The 1,216-nt window shown below is 66.3% G+C and carries 2 protein-coding genes; both read left to right on the top strand.

The genetic code is table 11. The annotated features are described in order from the left end of the window. Positions 1 to 46: 46 nt before the first annotated feature. Positions 47 to 843 (top strand): IS5 family transposase gene (locus CCN56_RS29470; RefSeq protein WP_373412914.1). Its coding sequence is split into 2 segments (ribosomal slippage): positions 47 to 389 and positions 389 to 843, totalling 798 coding nucleotides; the frame shifts between segments, so codons are not numbered across the junction. Next, positions 840 to 1,202, top strand: a complete 363-nt coding sequence (locus tag CCN56_RS29475; RefSeq protein ID WP_218779463.1) for a hypothetical protein — start codon at positions 840 to 842, stop codon at positions 1,200 to 1,202. Before CCN56_RS29470 ends, CCN56_RS29475 begins: the two co-directional genes overlap by 4 nt. Positions 1,203 to 1,216: the final 14 nt, after the last annotated feature.

Genomic DNA, 1,216 nt, shown 5'->3' on the forward strand with positions numbered 1-1,216 from the left:
AGACGTCGTCTCATTTGGCAGGCTGAGTAGTCTGCGCTGTGTGGTGATGGTCGAGCGTTTGGTGCCGGACGAGCTGTGGGAGCTGTTCCAGCGGGTGGTCCCGCCCGCTCCGAACCGACCACAGGGCGGCGGCCGACGTCGGTACGGGGACCGCGAAGTGCTGGCCGCGATCATCTTCGTGGCCACGACAGGCTGCACCTGGCGGCAGCTGCCGCCGGTCTTCGGCCCGTCGGGACCAACCGCACACCGCCGCTTCACCGAGTGGAGTACCGCCCGGGTCTGGGCCAAGTTGCACCGTGTCATCCTCGACGAACTGGGTGCTCGCGGCGGCCTGGACTGGTCGCGCTGCGCGATCGACTCGGTGAACATGCGGGCCCTGAAAGGGGGGACCTGACAGGTCCGAATCCTGTCGACCGGGGCAAGAAAGGCTCGAAGATCCACTTGATCACCGAGCGGACCGGTCTGCCCATCTCCGTCGGGATCTCCGGCGCGAACCTCCACGACAGCCAGGCACTTGAGCCGCTGGTCCGCGGCATCCCTCCGATCCGGTCCCGCCGCGGCCCTCGCCGGCGACGGCCCGCCAAGCTCCACGCGGACAAGGGCTACGACTACGACCACCTGCGCCGATGGCTCCGCTCGCGCGGCATCCAGCACCGCATCGCCCGCAGAGGCGTCGAATCCTCCACACGGCTGGGCCGGCATCGCTGGACGATCGAGCGCACGATGTCCTGGCTGGGCGGCTGCCGCCGCCTGCACCGCCGCTACGAGCGCAAGGCCGAACACTTCCTGGCCTTCATCGCCATCGCCTGCACCCTCATCTGCTACCGCCGTCTGAAAGCATGACCATCGGCCTACACAAAGGCTGCGGCAACATGGTGCAGGTGAGCGAATCATCTGAGCAGGTACATGCGGCCCAACTCTGGCACGAACACCTCCATGCGCCCTTCCCCGCCAGCCAGCGAGGTGTCGAGTTCGGGGATACAGACATGGTGTTGCTCGATGCGGAGACCGCCGGTTGCGTTCTTACGTGGCTGAACAACGGCGGGGTTCTGGACCCGGAGCGCACCCGCATCCTGGAAGGCTGCATCGAGGACCTGGACCGAGTCATCCCTCAGATCACCGAACCTGCAGGAACCCAGTACTACGAGCGCCTGCGTCAGCTCGCCCTACTCGTGGCAAGGACTCTCTCCAGCACCAAATGAGACGACGTCTTAGT

The organism is Streptomyces sp. NRRL B-24572, assembly GCF_002156145.1.
Taxonomy (GTDB): Bacteria; Actinomycetota; Actinomycetes; order Streptomycetales; family Streptomycetaceae; genus Streptomyces; species Streptomyces vietnamensis.

Bases quoted from the DNA above. Each gene is read 5' to 3' on its own strand.
- CCN56_RS29475 (WP_218779463.1), top strand. From the start codon at position 840: ATGACCATCGGCCTACACAAAGGCTGCGGCAACATGGTGCAGGTGAGC.